The following is a 16,408-nucleotide window of genomic DNA, read 5'->3' on the forward strand; positions in this document are numbered from 1 at the left end:
GTCGCGCAACTCTGCAGTAGCCCGGGGCGATGGCGCGCATCCCCTGCCCTGCCGCAGATGTCTTGGGGAAGACGATGAAGTCGCGGATTCGCATTATTGGATGGTTTTCGGCGTTCCTGGCGGCCTTGTCGGCTCCGGTATTCGCCGACATACAGATCACGCCGATCGACGCCGCGATGGTGCCGGCGGAAATCAAGGGTGAAGTCGCCGCCCGCCCGAACGTACCCTTCGCATTGCCGAGCGGCTTGCGTTACGCCAAGGCGCCGCTGGGTCAGGGTTATGTCGGCGAAGTGGAGCCGAATGGCACCTTCGGCACGGCGAGTCCGTTGGCCGGCGGCAATCTGGTCGTTCGTGCGCCGCTGTTCCCGAACGGCGACGTCGATTTCTACAGTTTCACCGCCACGGCCGGCGACCGCGTCTATGCCGCGACCATGACCTCGGGTTCCGCGGGTAGTAGTACCGACAGCCAGTTGACGCTGTTGGCGTCGGACGGCACCACGATCGTCGAATTCGACGATGACAACGGCTCTCTCGCCGGTCTCTCTTCGTCGATTGCCGGCGCCATCATCCCGACCACCGGAACCTATTTCCTCAAGGTCAACGACTTCACCGCCGGCACCACGTCCGAGCGGCCGTACGAACTGCATTTCCGCCTCCAGAGCGGCACACCGACGCCGGAAGTGGAAGCCAACGACACGCCGGCGACAGCCAATCCGCTGCCGGCCAATGGTTGGGTCAGCGGTGCACGCGGCGTTGCGTCGGCGACCGAGCAGGACTGGTACAGCCTGACGCTGAACGCCGGCGACACAGTCTTCCTCAGCCTCGATGTCGACCCGGAAGATGACCTGGTGACCTGGAATGGCCGCTTGGGTTTCGCGCTGTTCGGTGATGCCGGCAATCAAATCCTGGTTGTCGACGACGCCGGTACTGGCGATGTCGCACCCAATCCCAACCGTCCTTCCGAAGCCTTCTTCATGACGGTCAAGACCGCCGGCACGTATTTCGCCTTCGTCGATTCGGCCAGTGCCGCAGTCGGCGGTGCGACCGCGACATACAATCTCAGTGTCAGCGTGCATCCTGCCTCCGACGAAGGCGTGAACTGCACGACCTATACCAGCACCAATGTGCCGCAGACGATCGGACCTGCAACCGGACTGGTGTCCTCGACGATCACGATTCCCGGCAGTCCGCGCATCGCCGATGTCGATGTCGATATCGTCCTGAATCACGCTGTCATGGGCCAGATCGACGCACACCTGCGCTCGCCGGCCGGGAACGATATCGGCCTGTTCACCGACATCGGCGCGGCTGCCGCTGGCGGCCAGACGCAGATGGACCTGGTGCTCGATGACGAAGCAGCCGCCCCGCCGTCGTTCACGGTGCTGAAAGGCGTGCGACTGAAACCGGAATTGAACTATCGCCTGTCCTGGCTCGATGGTGAAAATGCCGGTGGCACCTGGACGCTGGATCTGCGCGACGATACCGGCGATGTGAACGGCGGCACGCTGACGTCGTGGAGCATGCGCGTGTGCGAAGCGCCACCGCCGCCGACCTGTGCCCCCGGGTTCACGCCCCAAACCGTTCATGCAGCCGACTTCGAAGCCGGCGCAGCGGGCTATACCCACAGCGGCACGGCCGACGAATGGGCCCTTGGACTGCCGGCCACGGTCGCGACGAATACCGCCAACCCGGTGGCCGGCTTCACCACCTGCAACAGCGGCGTGAACTGCTGGAAGACCGACTTGACCGGCACCTACAACGTCAGCAGCTCCCAGGATCTGTTGTCTCCGAACATCAATCTTGCTGGCCTCAGCGCACCGGTGGTCATCACCTGGGCACAGCAGTATCAGATGGAGTCCGCGACTTTCGACCATCTGTTCGTGGATGCACAGCAGGTGGGCGGTGCTACACCGATCCGCTTGTTCGAGCATCTGGATGCGACGATGACCGATGCGCCGGGTAACCCGGCGGTGAACGTGCCTGCCAGCTCGGGCTGGAGTGTTCGCAGCGCGCGGGCCGACGCCCTCGCCGGTCTCAACTCGGAACTGCGCTTCCATGTCGACGGCGACACCACGGTCAGCTTCGGCGGCCTCGCCATCGATGACGTGACCGTGACCGCCTGCCGTGCGCTGTCTGCGGATCTGTCGATCACCAAGACCGACGGCGTGGCCACGGCGGTTCCCGGCGGCTCGGTGACCTACACGATCACCGCCTCGAATGCCGGCATTGATCCGGTCACCGGCGCCACGGTGGCGGATACCTTTCCGGCCTCGCTGACCTGCAGCACGACCTGCGTCGGCGCCGGTGGCGGTACCTGCGGTGCTGCAGGCCCGTTTGCCGGCAACATCAACGACAGCGGCGTGAATTTGCCGGTCGGCGGCAGCGTGACCTACACGTCGGCCTGCGCGATCTCGGCGTCGGCCACCGGTACGCTGTCGAATACCGCCACGGTCACTGGTTCGATCGCCGATCCGAATCCGGCGAACAACAGCGCCACCGATACCGACACCCTGGTGCCGACGGCGGATCTGGCGATCACCAAGACCGATGGCGTGACCACCGCAGCCCCCGGTGGCTCGGTGACGTACACCATCACCGCCAGCAATCCTGGGCAGAGTGATGCACCGGGCAGCACAGTGGCCGATACCTTCCCGGCCACGCTGACCTGCACGTGGACCTGTGTCGGCGCCGGCGGCGGCACCTGCACGGCGGCCGGCAGCGGCAACATCAGCGATACCGCCAACCTGCCGTCTGGCGGCAGCGTCACCTACACCGCAAGCTGCGCTATTTCCGCCGCAGCGACCGGCACCTTGTCGAACACGGCCACGGTCGCCGCACCTGGCGGCGTGACTGACCCGACCCCGGGCAACAACAGCGCCACCGATTCCGACACCCTGGTGCCGACCGCCGACTTGTCGATCACCAAGACCGATGGCGTGACCTCGGCCGTTCCCGGTGGTTCGGTGACCTACACCATCACGGCCAGCAATGCCGGTCCGAGCAACGCCGCGGGCAGCACGGTCGCCGACACCTTCCCGGCCAGCGAGACCTGCACGTGGACCTGTGCGGGCGCCGGTGGCGGCACCTGCACGGCGGCCGGCAGCGGCAACATCAGCGACAGCGTGAACCTGCCGTCGGGCGGCAGTGTCACTTACACCGCAGCCTGCACCATTTCCGCAGCGGCGACCGGCTCCCTGGTCAACACCGCCACGGTCACGGCCGCGGGCGGCATCACCGATCCGACGCCCGGCAACAACAGCGCCACCGATACCGATGCACTGGGTGCCGAAGCGGACCTGTCGATCACCAAGACCGACGGCGTGACGACGGTCCTGGCCGGTGGCAACCTGGTCTATACCGTGGTGGTCAGCAATCCGGGCCCGAGCAATGTGATCGGCGCTACGGTGGCCGACACGCTCCCGGCCGGCCTGACCTGCACTTGGGCCTGCGTCGGTGCCGGCGGCGGTACCTGCACGGCGGCGGGTAGCGGCAACATCAACGACAGCGTCAACCTGCCGAGTGGCGGCAGCGTCACCTACGCGGCGAACTGTGCGGTTTCCGGCAGCGCGACCGGTGTTCTGTCGAACACCGCGACCGTCACCGCTCCTGGCAGCGTGACCGACCCGACCCCGGGCAACAACAGTGCGACCGACACGACCACCGTGCTGTCGCCTGCGAATGTCAGCGGCAGCAAGACGGTCAGCGGCTTGTTCCAGATCGGCAGCACGGTCACCTACACGATCGTGCTCAACAACACGGGTGCAGGCGCGCAGCAGGACAATGCGGGCAACGAGTTCACCGATATCCTGCCGTTGGGTCTGACCCTGGTCAGCGCCACTGCAAGTTCGGGCACGGCGGTCGCGACCATCGCGACCAACACCGTCACCTGGAACGGCAGCATTGCGGCGGGCGGATCGGTCACCGTGACGATCACGGCCACGATCGCGCCGACTGCCAGCGGCATCATCACCAATCAGGGCTCGATCAGCTATGACGGTGATGGCGATGGGACCAACGAGGCCACCCGTCTCACCGACGATCCGGCGACGACGGCCTCGGGTGACCCGACCGGCTTCGCGGTGCTGTCGCCGGGCGTACCGGTGCCGGCACTGAACTGGTTCGGCATGGCGCTGCTGTCACTGCTGGTCGCGGGCATCGCCCTGCGCCAGCGCCACAGCTGATCGTACGCCGAGTACGGAAATGCAAAACGGCCCGGGCAACCGGGCCGTTTCTTTTTCCATCGATCCGAGTCGCCCTTCGACCGGGCAGTCCTGAGCCTGTCCAAGGACTCAAGAAGAACGGGACATCCTGCTAATCGATATCCGTCGCTTTCACGCTGCGGTCGATCGCCATCAGGGTCTCGAGCAAGCCACGCATCTTGTGCAGCGGCCACGCGTTCGGGCCATCGGACAAGGCCTTGTCCGGATCCGGGTGGGTTTCCATGAACAGGCCGGAGATGCCGACCGCGACAGCCGCACGCGACAAGGCCGGCACGAATTCGCGCTGGCCACCACTGGAGGCACCCTGCCCGCCCGGCAACTGCACCGAATGCGTGGCATCGAACACCACCGGGCAGCGGGTTTCGCGCATCACCACGAGCGAGCGCATGTCGGACACGAGATTGTTGTAGCCGAAGCTGGCGCCACGTTCGCAGACCATGATCTGCTCGTTGCCGACCGCACGCGCCTTCTCGACGACATGCTTCATGTCCCAGGGCGCGAGGAACTGGCCCTTCTTGATGTTGACCGGCTTCATCGTGCGCGCCACGGCCTGGATGAAATCGGTCTGGCGGCACAGGAAGGCCGGCGTCTGCAGTACATCGACGACGGCAGCCACTTCATCGAACGGCGTGTATTCGTGCACGTCGGTCAGCAGCGGCACGCCGAGCTGGCGCTTCACTTCCGACAGGATGCGCAGCCCTTCGGCCATGCCCGGTCCGCGAAAACTCTTGTCCGAGGAGCGATTGGCCTTGTCGAAACTCGACTTGAAGATGAAGGGAATGCCAAGCGCCGAGGTGATTTCCTTGAGCGTACCGGCGGTATCGATCTGCAACTGCTCGCTCTCGACCACGCAGGGTCCGGCGATCAGGAAGAACGGGCGATCGAGGCCGATCTCGAAGTCGAGCAGTTTCATGCCGCGATCTCGCGTGGCTGCCGATTGCGCTGGTGGGCCAGCGCCGCAGTGACAAAGCCGATGAACAGTGGATGTCCCTTGAGCGGCGTCGACAGGAATTCCGGATGCGCCTGGCAAGCCAGGAACCAGGGATGGTCGCGGTACTCGATCATCTCGACCAGGCTGTCATCCATCGACTTGCCGGAAAACACCATGCCGAGTTCGGCGAAACGGTCGAGGTAGCGGTTGTTGAATTCGTAACGATGGCGATGACGCTCGCTGACGACCTCCTTGCCATACAGCTGATAGGCCAGGGTACCCAGCTGCACGCGACAGTCCTGGGCGCCGAGGCGCATCGTGCCACCGAGATCGGAGGACTCACTGCGCTGCTCAACGTCACCGGCACTGGTGCGCCACTCGGTGATCAGGCCGATCACCGGGTTCTGGGTCGAGCGATCGTTTTCGGTGCTGTTGGCATCCTTGAGGCCGGCGACATGGCGGGCGAAATCGACGACCGCCGCGTGCAGTCCGTAGCAGATGCCGAAGTACGGGATCTTGTGGGTGCGGGCATGCCTGGCCGATGCGATCTTGCCCTCGAACCCGCGCTTGCCGAAGCCGCCGGGCACCAGGATCGCATCGACTCCGGCCAGCAGGTCGGTGCCTTCCGATTCGACGCGTTCGCACTCGATCCAGCGCAGGTCAACTTCGACCGACTGCTGCAAACCGCCATGCTTCAAGGCTTCGCCGAGCGACTTGTACGCGTCCTTGTGTTCGACGTACTTGCCGACGATGGCGATCGTGACCTTGCCCTTCGGATGCGCTTCACGCTCACAGATCTCGTGCCAGGCCGGCAACCCCGACAAGGGCTTGGCCGGCAGCTTCAACTGGTCGACGACCAACTGGTCCAGTCCTTGCTGCAGAAACCATTCCGGGATCTGGTAGATCGAAGGCAGGTCGATCGCCGAAAACACGGCTTTCTCCGGCACATTCGTGAACAAGGCGATCTTGCGGCGCTCGGCGTCCGGCAAGGCCTGTTCGCAACGGCACAGCAACACGTCGGCCTGGATGCCGATGTTGCGCAGTTCCTTGACCGAATGCTGGGTCGGTTTGGTTTTGATCTCGCCGGCGGCCTTGATGTATGGCACCAGGGTGAGATGCATGAACAGGGTCTTGTCGATGCCGCGTTCGATCCGCAACTGGCGGATCGCTTCGAGGAACGGCAGCGATTCGATGTCGCCGACCGTGCCGCCAATTTCGACCAGGGCGACGTCGTAGCCCGCAGTCGCTTCCTCTACCGCACGCTTGATCTCGTCGGTGATGTGCGGAATGACCTGCACGGTCGCACCGAGATAATCGCCGCGCCGTTCCTTGCGGATCACGGTCTCGTAGATCTTGCCGGTGGTGATGGCATTGCGCCGGGTCAGACGGGTGTTGACGAAGCGTTCGTAGTGGCCGAGATCGAGGTCGGTCTCGGCACCGTCATCGAGCACGTAGACCTCACCATGCTGATACGGGCTCATCGTGCCCGGGTCGACATTGATGTAGGGATCGAGCTTCATCATGGTGACGCGGAGGCCGCGGGCCTCCAGGATGGCGCCCAGCGACGCCGATGCGATGCCCTTGCCCAACGAGGACACCACACCGCCGGTAACGAAAATCAGGGGAGTCATGAAACACCGGGTCAGCGGAAAGCGGCATTCTACCGGATGACCCTGATCGCCGCCCCGGAACCGCCGTGGCGGAAGCCGGGCAGGCGTCCGCCTTGACCGGAAACGGGTCCGCACCCACCATGCCCGCCCCGCACGCCGTTCCGAGCCCATGATGAGTCGTTACAACGCCGCCGATATCGAAGTCCTGTCGGGCCTGGAGCCGGTCAAGCGCCGCCCTGGCATGTACACGGATACCGCGCGGCCCAATCATCTGGTCCAGGAAGTGGTCGACAACTCGGTCGACGAAGCCTTGGCCGGGCACGCCGACACCATCGAAGTAGCGGTCTTCAACGACGGCTCGGTCGAGGTCATCGACAACGGCCGCGGCATGCCCGTCGACATCCATCCCGAAGAGGGCATCCCGGGCGTCGAACTGATCCTCACGCGGCTGCACGCGGGCGGCAAGTTCTCGAACAAGAACTACCAGTTCTCCGGCGGCCTGCACGGGGTCGGCGTATCGGTAGTGAACGCGCTGTCGAACCTCGTCGAAGTGGTCATCCGTCGCGACGGCAATGTCTACCAGATGGACTTCCGCAATGGCGATCGCGCCACCGACCTCGCCGTCATCGGTTCGGTGCCGAAGAAGCAGACCGGTACGCGCGTGCGCTTCTGGCCGGACCCGAAGTATTTCGACTCGCCGAAGATTTCGCTGTCGCGGCTCAAGCACGTGCTGCGCGCCAAGGCCGTATTGTGCCCGGGCCTGACCGTGAAACTGTTCGACGAGGCCAGCGGCGAACGCGTCGAGTGGCTTTACGAGGATGGCCTGCGCGACTACCTGCGCTCGATGCTCAAGGACCAGGAACTGCTGCCGCCGGAGATCTTCACGGCGGTGCTGAAGAAGGACATCGACGCCGTCGAATTCGCGGTGTGCTGGACGCCCGAGGGCGAACTCACCCAGGAAAGCTACGTCAACCTGATCCCGACCGCCCAGCACGGCACCCATGCGAACGGCCTGCGTTCCGGGCTGACCGAGTCGCTGCGCGAGTTCTGCGATTTCCGCAACCTGCTGCCGCGCGGCGTCAAGATCGCGCCCGAGGACATCTGGGATCGCTTGAGCTTCGTGCTCAGCTACAAGACCGCCGATCCGCAGTTCTCCGGCCAGACCAAGGAACGTCTGTCCTCTCGCAATGCCGCGGCCTTCGTTGAAGGCGCGACGCATGACGCGTTTTCGCTGTGGCTGAACCAGCATGTCGACCTCGGCGAACGCATCGCCATGCTCGCGATCGAACGCGCGCAGGCACGCCTGAAGGCCGACAAGATCGTCGTGCGCAAGAAGATCACGCAGGGCCCGGCCCTGCCCGGCAAGCTCGCCGACTGCATCTCGCAAGACCTGTCGCGCACCGAACTGTTCCTGGTCGAAGGCGATTCCGCCGGCGGTTCGGCCAAGCAGGCCCGTGACAAGGACTTCCAGGCCATCCTGCCGCTGCGCGGCAAGATCCTGAATACCTGGGAAGTCGAATCGAGCGCGGTGCTCGGCTCGCAGGAAGTGCATGATCTCGCGGTCGCCATCGGTTGCGACCCGGGCCACGACAAGATCGACGGATTGCGCTACGGCAAGGTCATCATCCTTGCCGACGCCGACTCCGACGGGCTGCACATCGCGACCTTGTTGAGCGCGCTGTTCCTGCGCCACTTTCCGAGCCTCGTGCGCGCCGGCCACGTCTTCGTCGCGATGCCGCCGCTGTTCCGCATCGACATCGGCAAGCAGGTGTTCTACGCGCTCGACGAGGACGAGAAACGTTCAATGCTCGACAAGATCGAGCGCGAGAAGATCAAGGGCACGGTTTCCGTCACGCGCTTCAAGGGCCTCGGCGAAATGAACCCGCCGCAGCTGCGCGAATCGACCATCCACCCGGATACCCGCCGCCTCGTGCAGTTGATGGTCGAGGAAGACGACGGCACCAGGAAGATCATGGACATGCTGCTCTCGAAGAAGCGCGCCAACGACCGCAAGGAATGGCTCGAAACCAAGGGCGATCTGGCTTCGATCGAGGTGTGACCGCTACAATCGGTCACATGGACTGCGGGGGCGGTCTGTCCTCTCCTAACGGGAAATTCCGATGAAGCTGAACCTCCAGCGCGTCGTCACGGCGACTGCGCTTGCCCTGTCCATGTCCATGTCCCAGACGGCGTTCGCCGAGCGTCTGCCGGCCAAATTGTTTGCCCAGCACGCGCAGTACGCCGATGTGACCTTGTCGCCCGATGGCACCCATCTCGCGATCACGACGCCGGTCGACAACCACACCGACCTCATGATCATCGACCTGAGCGGCAAGGAAGAACCCAGCCGGCTGCGCAGCCTGCCCAAGGAACACGTCGCCGATCCCTTCTGGGCCAACGACAATCGCCTCGTGTTCGGCAAGAACAAGAAGGCCGACTACCTCGAACAGCCCTGGGACCTCGGCGAGCTTTACTCGATCAATCGCGAGATGAAAGAGCAGAAGATCATGTTCGGCTACCAGCCGGACGTAGGCACCCGCCAAGGCCGCAAGAAGGATCAGGGCTGGGCATCGGTGATCGCGCGCCGCGGCGAAGATCGCAGCACGCTGATCGTGCAATTCCAGTCCTGGGATCCGAACGAGAAGAACACCTACATCTATCGCCTGGATCCAAACACCGTCGACCGCAAGCTGATCGAGAAGATTCCACAGGAATCGGCGAACGTCAGCGTGGACCACGACAGCGTGCCGCGTTTCGCAATTTCGGCGGACCTGTACTACAACCCGATTCTCCGCTATCGCCCAACTGCAGACGCCGACTGGCAGCCGGTGCCGAAGTCACTCAGTGGCCGCTGGATGGGCATTTGGGCGTTCGAGAGCGACAACAATACCGCGTGGGCCGAAATTGCCGACGCCGGCGAACCGACTTCCCTGTACAAGGTGAACTTCGCGAAAGGCACTCGCGAGAAAGTGTTGTCGCTGCCTGACCACAACACCGGCGGCCTGATATTTGCGGGCTTCAATCCCGAGCCGTTCGCGATCATCAACTACCTGCCCAAGATCAGCATCCAGTACCTCGATCCGAACTCCGCCTGGGCCAAGCTCCACGCAGGACTGATGAAGCAGTTTCCGGGAAACCTGGTCACACTCGAAGAGTTCAGCCGTGACGACATGAAGGTCCTCGTGAATGTCCAGGGTGACCGAAACCCCGGCCAGTACTACATCGTCGGTCGCGAGAAGAACTCGATCGCGAAGGTTCTCGACAGCACTGAAGGACTGGATTCCGCGAAGCTCGCGCCGATGCGTCCGGTCCAGTTCCAGAACCGAGAGGGCACGACGCTCACCGGCATGCTGACCCTGCCGCTGGAGGGCAAGACGCCTTTTCCGACCGTAGTGATGCCGCATGGCGGGCCGCACGGCGCGTCCGACTATTGGGGCTACGACAACGATGTGCAGTTTCTGGCCAATCGTGGCTACGCCGTGCTTCAGATCAATTTCCAGGGCTCAGGTGGCCGGGGCGAGGACTTCGAGAAGTCGACCCATCGCAAGTGGGGCACCGTCATCATGGATGACATCGCCGATGGACTGAAATGGGCCGTGGCCCAGAACGTCGTCGACGCCAATCGCGTTTGCATCTACGGCGTCAGCTTCGGCGGCTATGCCGCATTGATGAATCCGATCCGACATCCCGACACCTACCGTTGCGCCATCGGATACGCCGGTTTCTATGACATGGAGATGGACTACAAGAAGGGCGACATCAACGATACCCGTCGCGGTCGCAACCAGATCGAGGCCGAACTCGGCACCGACATCGCGGCCATGCGCATGAACTCTCCGGCTCGGCACGCGGACAAGGTCAAGATTCCCGTGATGCTGGTCCACGGCAAGGATGATCATCGTTGCCCCTATGCGCACTACAAGATGATGCTTGATGGCCTGAAAGAAGCGGGCACGCCGGTGACGTCGCTGGTCAAGGATGCCGAAGGCCACGGCTTCTACAAGGAAGAGAACCGCATCGAGCTGTACGAGAAGATGGAAGCCTTCCTCGACGAGCACATCGGCGCGAAGTCGAAGTAAGCGTCGCGGCGCTCGCAGGCTCAATCCTGCGAGCGCTTCACCTTGGTGGCGCCGGACTGTTCCTTGTCGAAGTCGGCGATGCGCCATAGATAGAGACTGGCCGCCGTGCGGTACGGCGCCCACACCTCACCGTGCGCAAACAATTCCTTCGGCTTCAGCATCTCGTCGTGGCCGAGCACGATTTGCGCGCCTTTGCGGATGCCGAGGTCGTCGACCGGCAGGATGTCGGGCCGGCCGAGCCAGAAGATCAGCATCATCTCGACCGTCCAGCGGCCGATGCCGCGTACCTCGGTCAGGCGTTCGACGATCTCGTCGTGATGCAGCCGACGCATCTGCGCGAGCGTCGGCACCACGCCTTGCTCCGCTTTCGCGGCGAGATCCTTCAATGCGGCAATCTTGTTGAACGACACACCACATTCGCGCAGGCCCGTGTCCGGTGCCGACAGCAGTCCGGAGGGCGTGAGCTTCCTGCGCTGGCCGAACCGGTCCAGCACACGACCATGGATCGTCGCGGCGGCCTTGCCCGACAGTTGTTGATAGAGGATCGAACGCGCCAGCGAATCGACCGGGTCGAAACGCTGTTGCCAGCGCGTCTCGAGTTCACCGACGCGCTTCATCCAGCGCCCGAGGGCAGGATCGCGGCGCGCCAGCAGGCGACGCGCCGCGACCAGGTCGAAACCGCGCGCATGATCTGCGCGCGGCGATTTCATTGACTCCGGACTCACGGATTGCCCGCGGGGACGAAGTTGATCGTGCTCACCACCGCCGCCTGGTGCGCGGCCTGATCGATCGGCAAGGGCTTGTACGCATTCACCAGCCAGCGCGGCAATTGCGAGATATAGCCGGGCGAGCCCAGCGCCGCGTTCTGGCCGCCGGGATAGATCTGGTCGGCCACGATCGGCGTGCTCATCTCGCCGACGAAGCGCCGTGCCGGTCCCGATCCGAACATGAATCCGTTCAGCGTGTTTGCGCGCGAACTGTGACTGGATGCATCGACCGCCTCGTAGCCGCCCTGACGCGCGACACCATCCAGCCCGGTGCCGAGATTGGTCAAGCCATACAGGCCCGGTCCCGGAATGTTGAACGGCCCGCCGAGGGCATGCTTGAACACGATGCGATGCAGCTTGCCCCAGCGATAGTCGTTCTGGTTCGTCGAGCGCGCGAACGCCGGTGCGAAACTTTCGCTCGCAGCAAGGTTCAAGGCATCCGACAGCGACTTCAGCAGCACGTAGTCGCGTGCCGCATTGGCGTTCGGCGCACCGGTCACCTGGAAGAAATTCAGGCCGGAAATACCTTTGCCCTGCTGAGTGTCATAACGTTCCAGCAGTCGCTTGAGCGCGATGTAGGACTCGTTGCTACCGGGGAGATAATTGCCCAGCCCGACCCGCGACATCGTCGCATCGATGGTGTTGCGCACGGCCTGGCCGCGCCACAGCGCCCAGATCGTCGCGGCCACCGAATTCGCGACCTCGACATCGCTCGGATCGGCCATCGCTGCGGGATTGTCGCCCGCATCGAAGCCGGCCTTCAGCCCGGTCGGCGAGGAATAGTCCCAGGCGCGCAGACGACCCACGGCCTCGACGATCCGCGCATCCTGCGCCAGCGCCTTCAGTTCCGGCCAACTCGACGCCGCGGCGTTGTCGAAGGCGACGCTGACATGCGGCAGCACGAGTTCGGCATCGAGCAACTGCGTGTTCGCCTGCAGTGTCTTCATCTGCACGGGCGTGACCGGACCTGCGGCAATGGCCGACTGCAGGGCGCGGTCGATGCGACCCACGCGCAGGCTGGAATAACCGAAGCTCAGGTAGTGCAGGCCGCCCCCCGGTCGCAGCTGGTTGAACGCATTGTTGTCGAAGGTGCTGCCGATCGGGTCGTTGTTGGCGTTCGCGATGTAGCCGGAAGCCGGGTTGATCACGTACGGCATTTCGCTTGGCGGCAGGATCTCGTAAGGCACGGCCTGGTTCACCTGCGGGTGCGAGACCGGCAGCCATCCGTTCTTCCGGGCGCCCGATCCGTCGCGGATCAGGAACGGCGGCACGCCATCCACGGTGTTCGACTGCAGATCTTCGCGCACCGGCGCCTCGGCGCTGGTGAAGTAGGCGATCGTGCCGTCGGTGCCGGCGTAACCGAAGTTCTGCGAGCCGACATCGAAGTACGTCAGCGCGGTCCGGAATTCATCGAGGTTGTTGGCGCGATTGATGCGGCGGATCGCTTCCAGTTCGCGCGTCGGACCCCAGCCGGTGTAGGCCACCGAGATGCCGGTGTCATTGGTGATCGACAGCACCGGACCGTGATTGCGGCGCGGAATCGTGATCGTCAAGCCGCCATTGGTGTAGCCGATCGAATTGTCGCGCGCGGCGTTGTCCATCACGCCGTCGAGCTTGTTGACGTAGTAACTCTGGAAGGTCCAGTTCACCGGCTCGGCCACGCCCTTGTACAGCGTGTGCGTCGGCAGGCCGTAGGTATTGAGCAGGAATTTCTCCTGGTAGGTGTCCGACACGTCCATCGGATTGGTCGTCAGACCCCAGCAGAATTGCGGCTTGCAGCCGAGCAGGATCGAGGGGACGCCGGGCGGCGCGAGACCGGACACATTCATCGATTCGGCATAGGCAGGATCGGTCGAGACGATGTGCGCCTCGTGCATGATCGCGGGCAAGTCGAGGCCGAGATGCGGGTCGTTCGACAGGATGGCCTTGCCCGAAGCCGTCTTCGAGCCATGCATGATCCACCAGTTCGAGCCGCCGCGGTTTTCGCGCGGCGCGAGCTTGGGCGCGATCCATTCGTTCGCCAGCAACGAGTCGCGCAGGGCTTCGGTCTGCGCCAGAAACTCCGGCGCGTAGGACGGAATGGCGGAGGCCATCGACTTGCCGTCGTCGGCCAGCGCGCTGGGGTGGAAGTCGGCGGCCGCGATCGAAGCGCGCGTATCGAACGGCTGCACGCGATGGGTGTCTTCGAAGAACAGGGCCTGACCATTGAATCCGGCGGCCGCACCGGCGCTCATGTAGGCGCCCAGCCGCACGGTGTAGTCGATATCGAGATCGAAGCTGAGCTGGAACGCGAGCAACTTGCCGACGATCAGCGAATCGACCGGCGACCAGGGTTCGAACTTGGTGAGTTCGAGCGCGCTGTACTCGGAGGGCAAGGCATGCGTACGCACCCACAAGTTCACGCCCTCTGCGTAGGAACGCAGTTCGCCGCGGGCGATGTCGGGCGTGACCGACCAGCTGGCCTGTGCGGCACGACGCAGGCCCAGCGTGCGCAACTGGATGTCGTTCGCGAGCGCCGGCGCACCCACCAGTTCGGTCAGGGTGCCGCTGGCGGCGCGGCGCAGGTAATCCATCTGCCAGAGGCGGTCACGGGCATGCACGTAGCCCATCAGGAAGGCGGCGTCGTAGTCGTTCGCGGCCTGGATCAAGGGCACGCCTTCGGCGTCGTATCCGATCGATCCCGGCGCACGCAGGCCCGAGGCATTGATGGTTTCTGCGGACGCCAGAGGCGCGATGAAGGCCGACGCCAGCGCGACACACAGCAGACGAAGCGCCGGGCGGCGCGTCGAGGACTTGAACATGATGGATTCCCTCCCGCCCCGGCATGGGGCTTGGGGATTATGCGCTGCGCAGGAATCCCGGCAACTGCAGTGCAGCAATATCGGCATCCGCCAGCACACGCCATTGCGCTTTGGCGAGATCGCCCAAGCGGAGACCGGCAATTGCGACCCGGATCAGGCGCAGCACCGGGAAACCGAGCGCGTCGAGCATGCGCCGGATCTGCCGATTGCGCCCTTCGTCGAGCACGATCTCGAGCCAGCAGTTCTTCGCTCCGCGGCGCAGCACCGTGGCACGCGCCGCACGCCAGAGTTCGCCTTCGACTGCGACGCCGGCCTCAAGCCGCGCCAGGACATCGTGGTCCACCTGCCCTTCCACCTGCACGTGATAGGTCTTCTCGATGCCGTGTTCGGGCTCGGTGATCGCCGCCGCAAAGGCCGGGTCATTGCTGAACAACAACAGGCCCTCGCTGGCCCGATCCAGGCGTCCGACCGGTGCGATCCACGGCAGTTCGGCACCGACGAAGCAGTCGTAGACGGTCGCCCGTCCCTGCTCGTCCGATCGCGTCGTCACCAGGCCGCGCGGCTTGTTCAACATCAGGTGCACCGGCGTCGCCGGTACAGCGCGCACGTCATCGACGACGATCGCGGCGGCCAACACGGTCGGCGATTCCGGGTCGCGCACGATGCGCCCGTCCACGCGCACGCGACCAGCCGCAATCAACCGCCCCGCTTCGGTCCGCGAACACAGGCCTCGCTTCGACAACACACGGGCGAGGCCGTAACGAGCGGTAGGCGCACTCATTCGAAGCTGTCGGCGAAAACGTCTTCGGGTGTGCTCGCATACGCGCCCGCGTCGCAGATGTGGCGCGTGAATCCGCGTTGGTCGATGCGATTGATGGGCGCGCGATTGCAAATGGTGGGATCGCCTACGCCGATGGCACTGCTGCCATCGAGCAAAGCCATGGTACGCGTGAGCCCACCGTTGTCGGTCAGCGGGCCTAGATTGAGATTCGTTGCGCTGGTGATGTTGTCGTGATCCACATTCAATCCAGAGCCTCCGAATGCCGGCAAGGGCGCATTGGCGCCATCGATATTCAGGGCAATGATGTTGTTGGCGATCAGCGCCAGCACAGTTGGCGACTCAGAATAGATGGCGGCAGCGCTGCCGATGTTGTTGATGATGGTGTTGTTGTATGCGGCCAACGTGCTGGTACTGCCTTCGGCAAAAATGGCTGCGCCCAAGCCGCCAGAAGCATTGCCGTAAAACGTGTTGTTTCCGATCTCGGCCTTGATGGCATTTGCCACATGAATCGCCCCGCCGTGATTGAAGGAACTGTTGCCCTCAAAGGTGTTGCCGATAATCGATGGGTTTTGCGCGCGCGTGTAAATGCCGCCCGCGTCGCCTGCGAAACTGTTCTTGAAGCTGGAATTGTTGACGTTGAGTGTTCCAATGTCTTGGCTGATGCCGCCGCCATTCATGAACGACGAGATATTGACGAACTCGCACATCGAGACCGTTAGATTGCCGCTCTGTACCCAAATCGCGGCATCGCTGAAAGGATCGGGGGCGGAGAATCGCACGTCCTCAAAACGTGCGCTCGCACCGCTGCGCACCCAAAAGCCATTGCTGGAATAAAACGTGAGACCGCGAATGTCATAGGCATGCGCAGAACTCGGGTTCACGTCTCGAATGGTTCCGTTGTGCAGGGTCAGCAGGTCACGACCAGGCCCGATCACCGTCAAGGATTTGTCGAACGGGATGGAGAATACGCCGCTGCCGCTGCCTATGATTTGCGGCGTACTGAACACGGACGGGTCGAAGCGCACGACATCTTGTCCCGGTACAGCGGCATCGATGGCATCGCGCAGACTGCAATGGGTGTCACAAACGCCATCTCCAGCGACTTGGGTGTTGTTGACAATTCGGTCGATGGCAAGCGCCGGGGCTATCCACGCGCAGGCCGCCAACGCGAACCCACACACCAGATGGATCGGAGCCAGCGGGTTTGCCATTGAGCCTC

9 protein-coding genes are annotated in these 16,408 nt (G+C 63.7%); 3 read left to right on the plus strand and 6 right to left on the minus strand.

The window, feature by feature from the left end; genetic code table 11:
• Nucleotides 1-74 precede the first annotated feature (74 nt).
• Nucleotides 75-4,181 carry a DUF11 domain-containing protein gene (locus IPP28_14065; protein MBL0042126.1) on the plus strand — a complete coding sequence of 1,369 codons (4,107 nt, stop codon included), beginning with the start codon at nt 75-77 and terminating at the stop codon, nt 4,179-4,181.
• A 130-nt stretch (nt 4,182-4,311) separates the two neighbouring features.
• Here the strand turns inward: IPP28_14065 and kdsA are convergent, their stop codons facing one another.
• Both kdsA and IPP28_14075 read right to left on the minus strand, forming a co-directional pair.
• Nucleotides 4,312-5,133 (minus strand): 3-deoxy-8-phosphooctulonate synthase, encoded by an 822-nt coding sequence (gene kdsA / locus IPP28_14070; protein MBL0042127.1) that lies wholly within the window; start codon nt 5,131-5,133, stop codon nt 4,312-4,314.
• Nucleotides 5,130-6,782 carry a CTP synthase gene (locus IPP28_14075; GenBank protein MBL0042128.1) on the minus strand — a complete coding sequence of 551 codons (1,653 nt, stop codon included), beginning with the start codon at nt 6,780-6,782 and terminating at the stop codon, nt 5,130-5,132. The genes kdsA and IPP28_14075 overlap by 4 nt, the downstream gene beginning before the upstream one ends.
• 148 nt (nt 6,783-6,930) lie before the next feature.
• Here IPP28_14075 and parE point away from each other — a divergent pair, with 148 nt between their 5' ends.
• Nucleotides 6,931-8,820, plus strand: a complete 1,890-nt coding sequence (parE, locus tag IPP28_14080) for a DNA topoisomerase IV subunit B (protein MBL0042129.1) — start codon at nt 6,931-6,933, stop codon at nt 8,818-8,820.
• A gap of 61 nt (nt 8,821-8,881) precedes the next feature.
• Nucleotides 8,882-10,840 (plus strand): S9 family peptidase, encoded by a 1,959-nt coding sequence (locus IPP28_14085; GenBank protein MBL0042130.1) that lies wholly within the window; start codon nt 8,882-8,884, stop codon nt 10,838-10,840.
• A gap of 20 nt (nt 10,841-10,860) precedes the next feature.
• Here IPP28_14085 and IPP28_14090 read toward each other — a convergent pair whose 3' ends face one another.
• Genes IPP28_14090 through IPP28_14105 form a run of 4 tightly spaced genes read right to left on the minus strand, consistent with a single transcriptional unit; the run spans nt 10,861 to nt 16,400 of the window.
• Nucleotides 10,861-11,550, minus strand: a complete 690-nt coding sequence (locus IPP28_14090) for a DNA-3-methyladenine glycosylase 2 family protein (GenBank protein ID MBL0042131.1) — start codon at nt 11,548-11,550, stop codon at nt 10,861-10,863.
• Between the two features lie 11 nt (nt 11,551-11,561).
• Nucleotides 11,562-14,408: a penicillin acylase family protein gene (locus IPP28_14095; protein ID MBL0042132.1), complete on the minus strand. Its 2,847-nt coding sequence runs from the start codon at nt 14,406-14,408 to the stop codon at nt 11,562-11,564.
• Nucleotides 14,409-14,445: 37 nt separating this feature from the next.
• Nucleotides 14,446-15,189 carry an rRNA pseudouridine synthase gene (locus IPP28_14100; GenBank protein ID MBL0042133.1) on the minus strand — a complete coding sequence of 248 codons (744 nt, stop codon included), beginning with the start codon at nt 15,187-15,189 and terminating at the stop codon, nt 14,446-14,448.
• Complete coding sequence (locus IPP28_14105) at nt 15,186-16,400, minus strand: right-handed parallel beta-helix repeat-containing protein (protein ID MBL0042134.1); 1,215 nt, start codon at nt 16,398-16,400, stop codon at nt 15,186-15,188. The genes IPP28_14100 and IPP28_14105 overlap by 4 nt, the downstream gene beginning before the upstream one ends.
• Between the last annotated feature and the right edge of the window lie 8 nt (nt 16,401-16,408).

Source organism: Lysobacterales bacterium, from assembly GCA_016721845.1.
Taxonomy (GTDB): Bacteria; Pseudomonadota; Gammaproteobacteria; order Xanthomonadales; family Ahniellaceae; genus JADKHK01.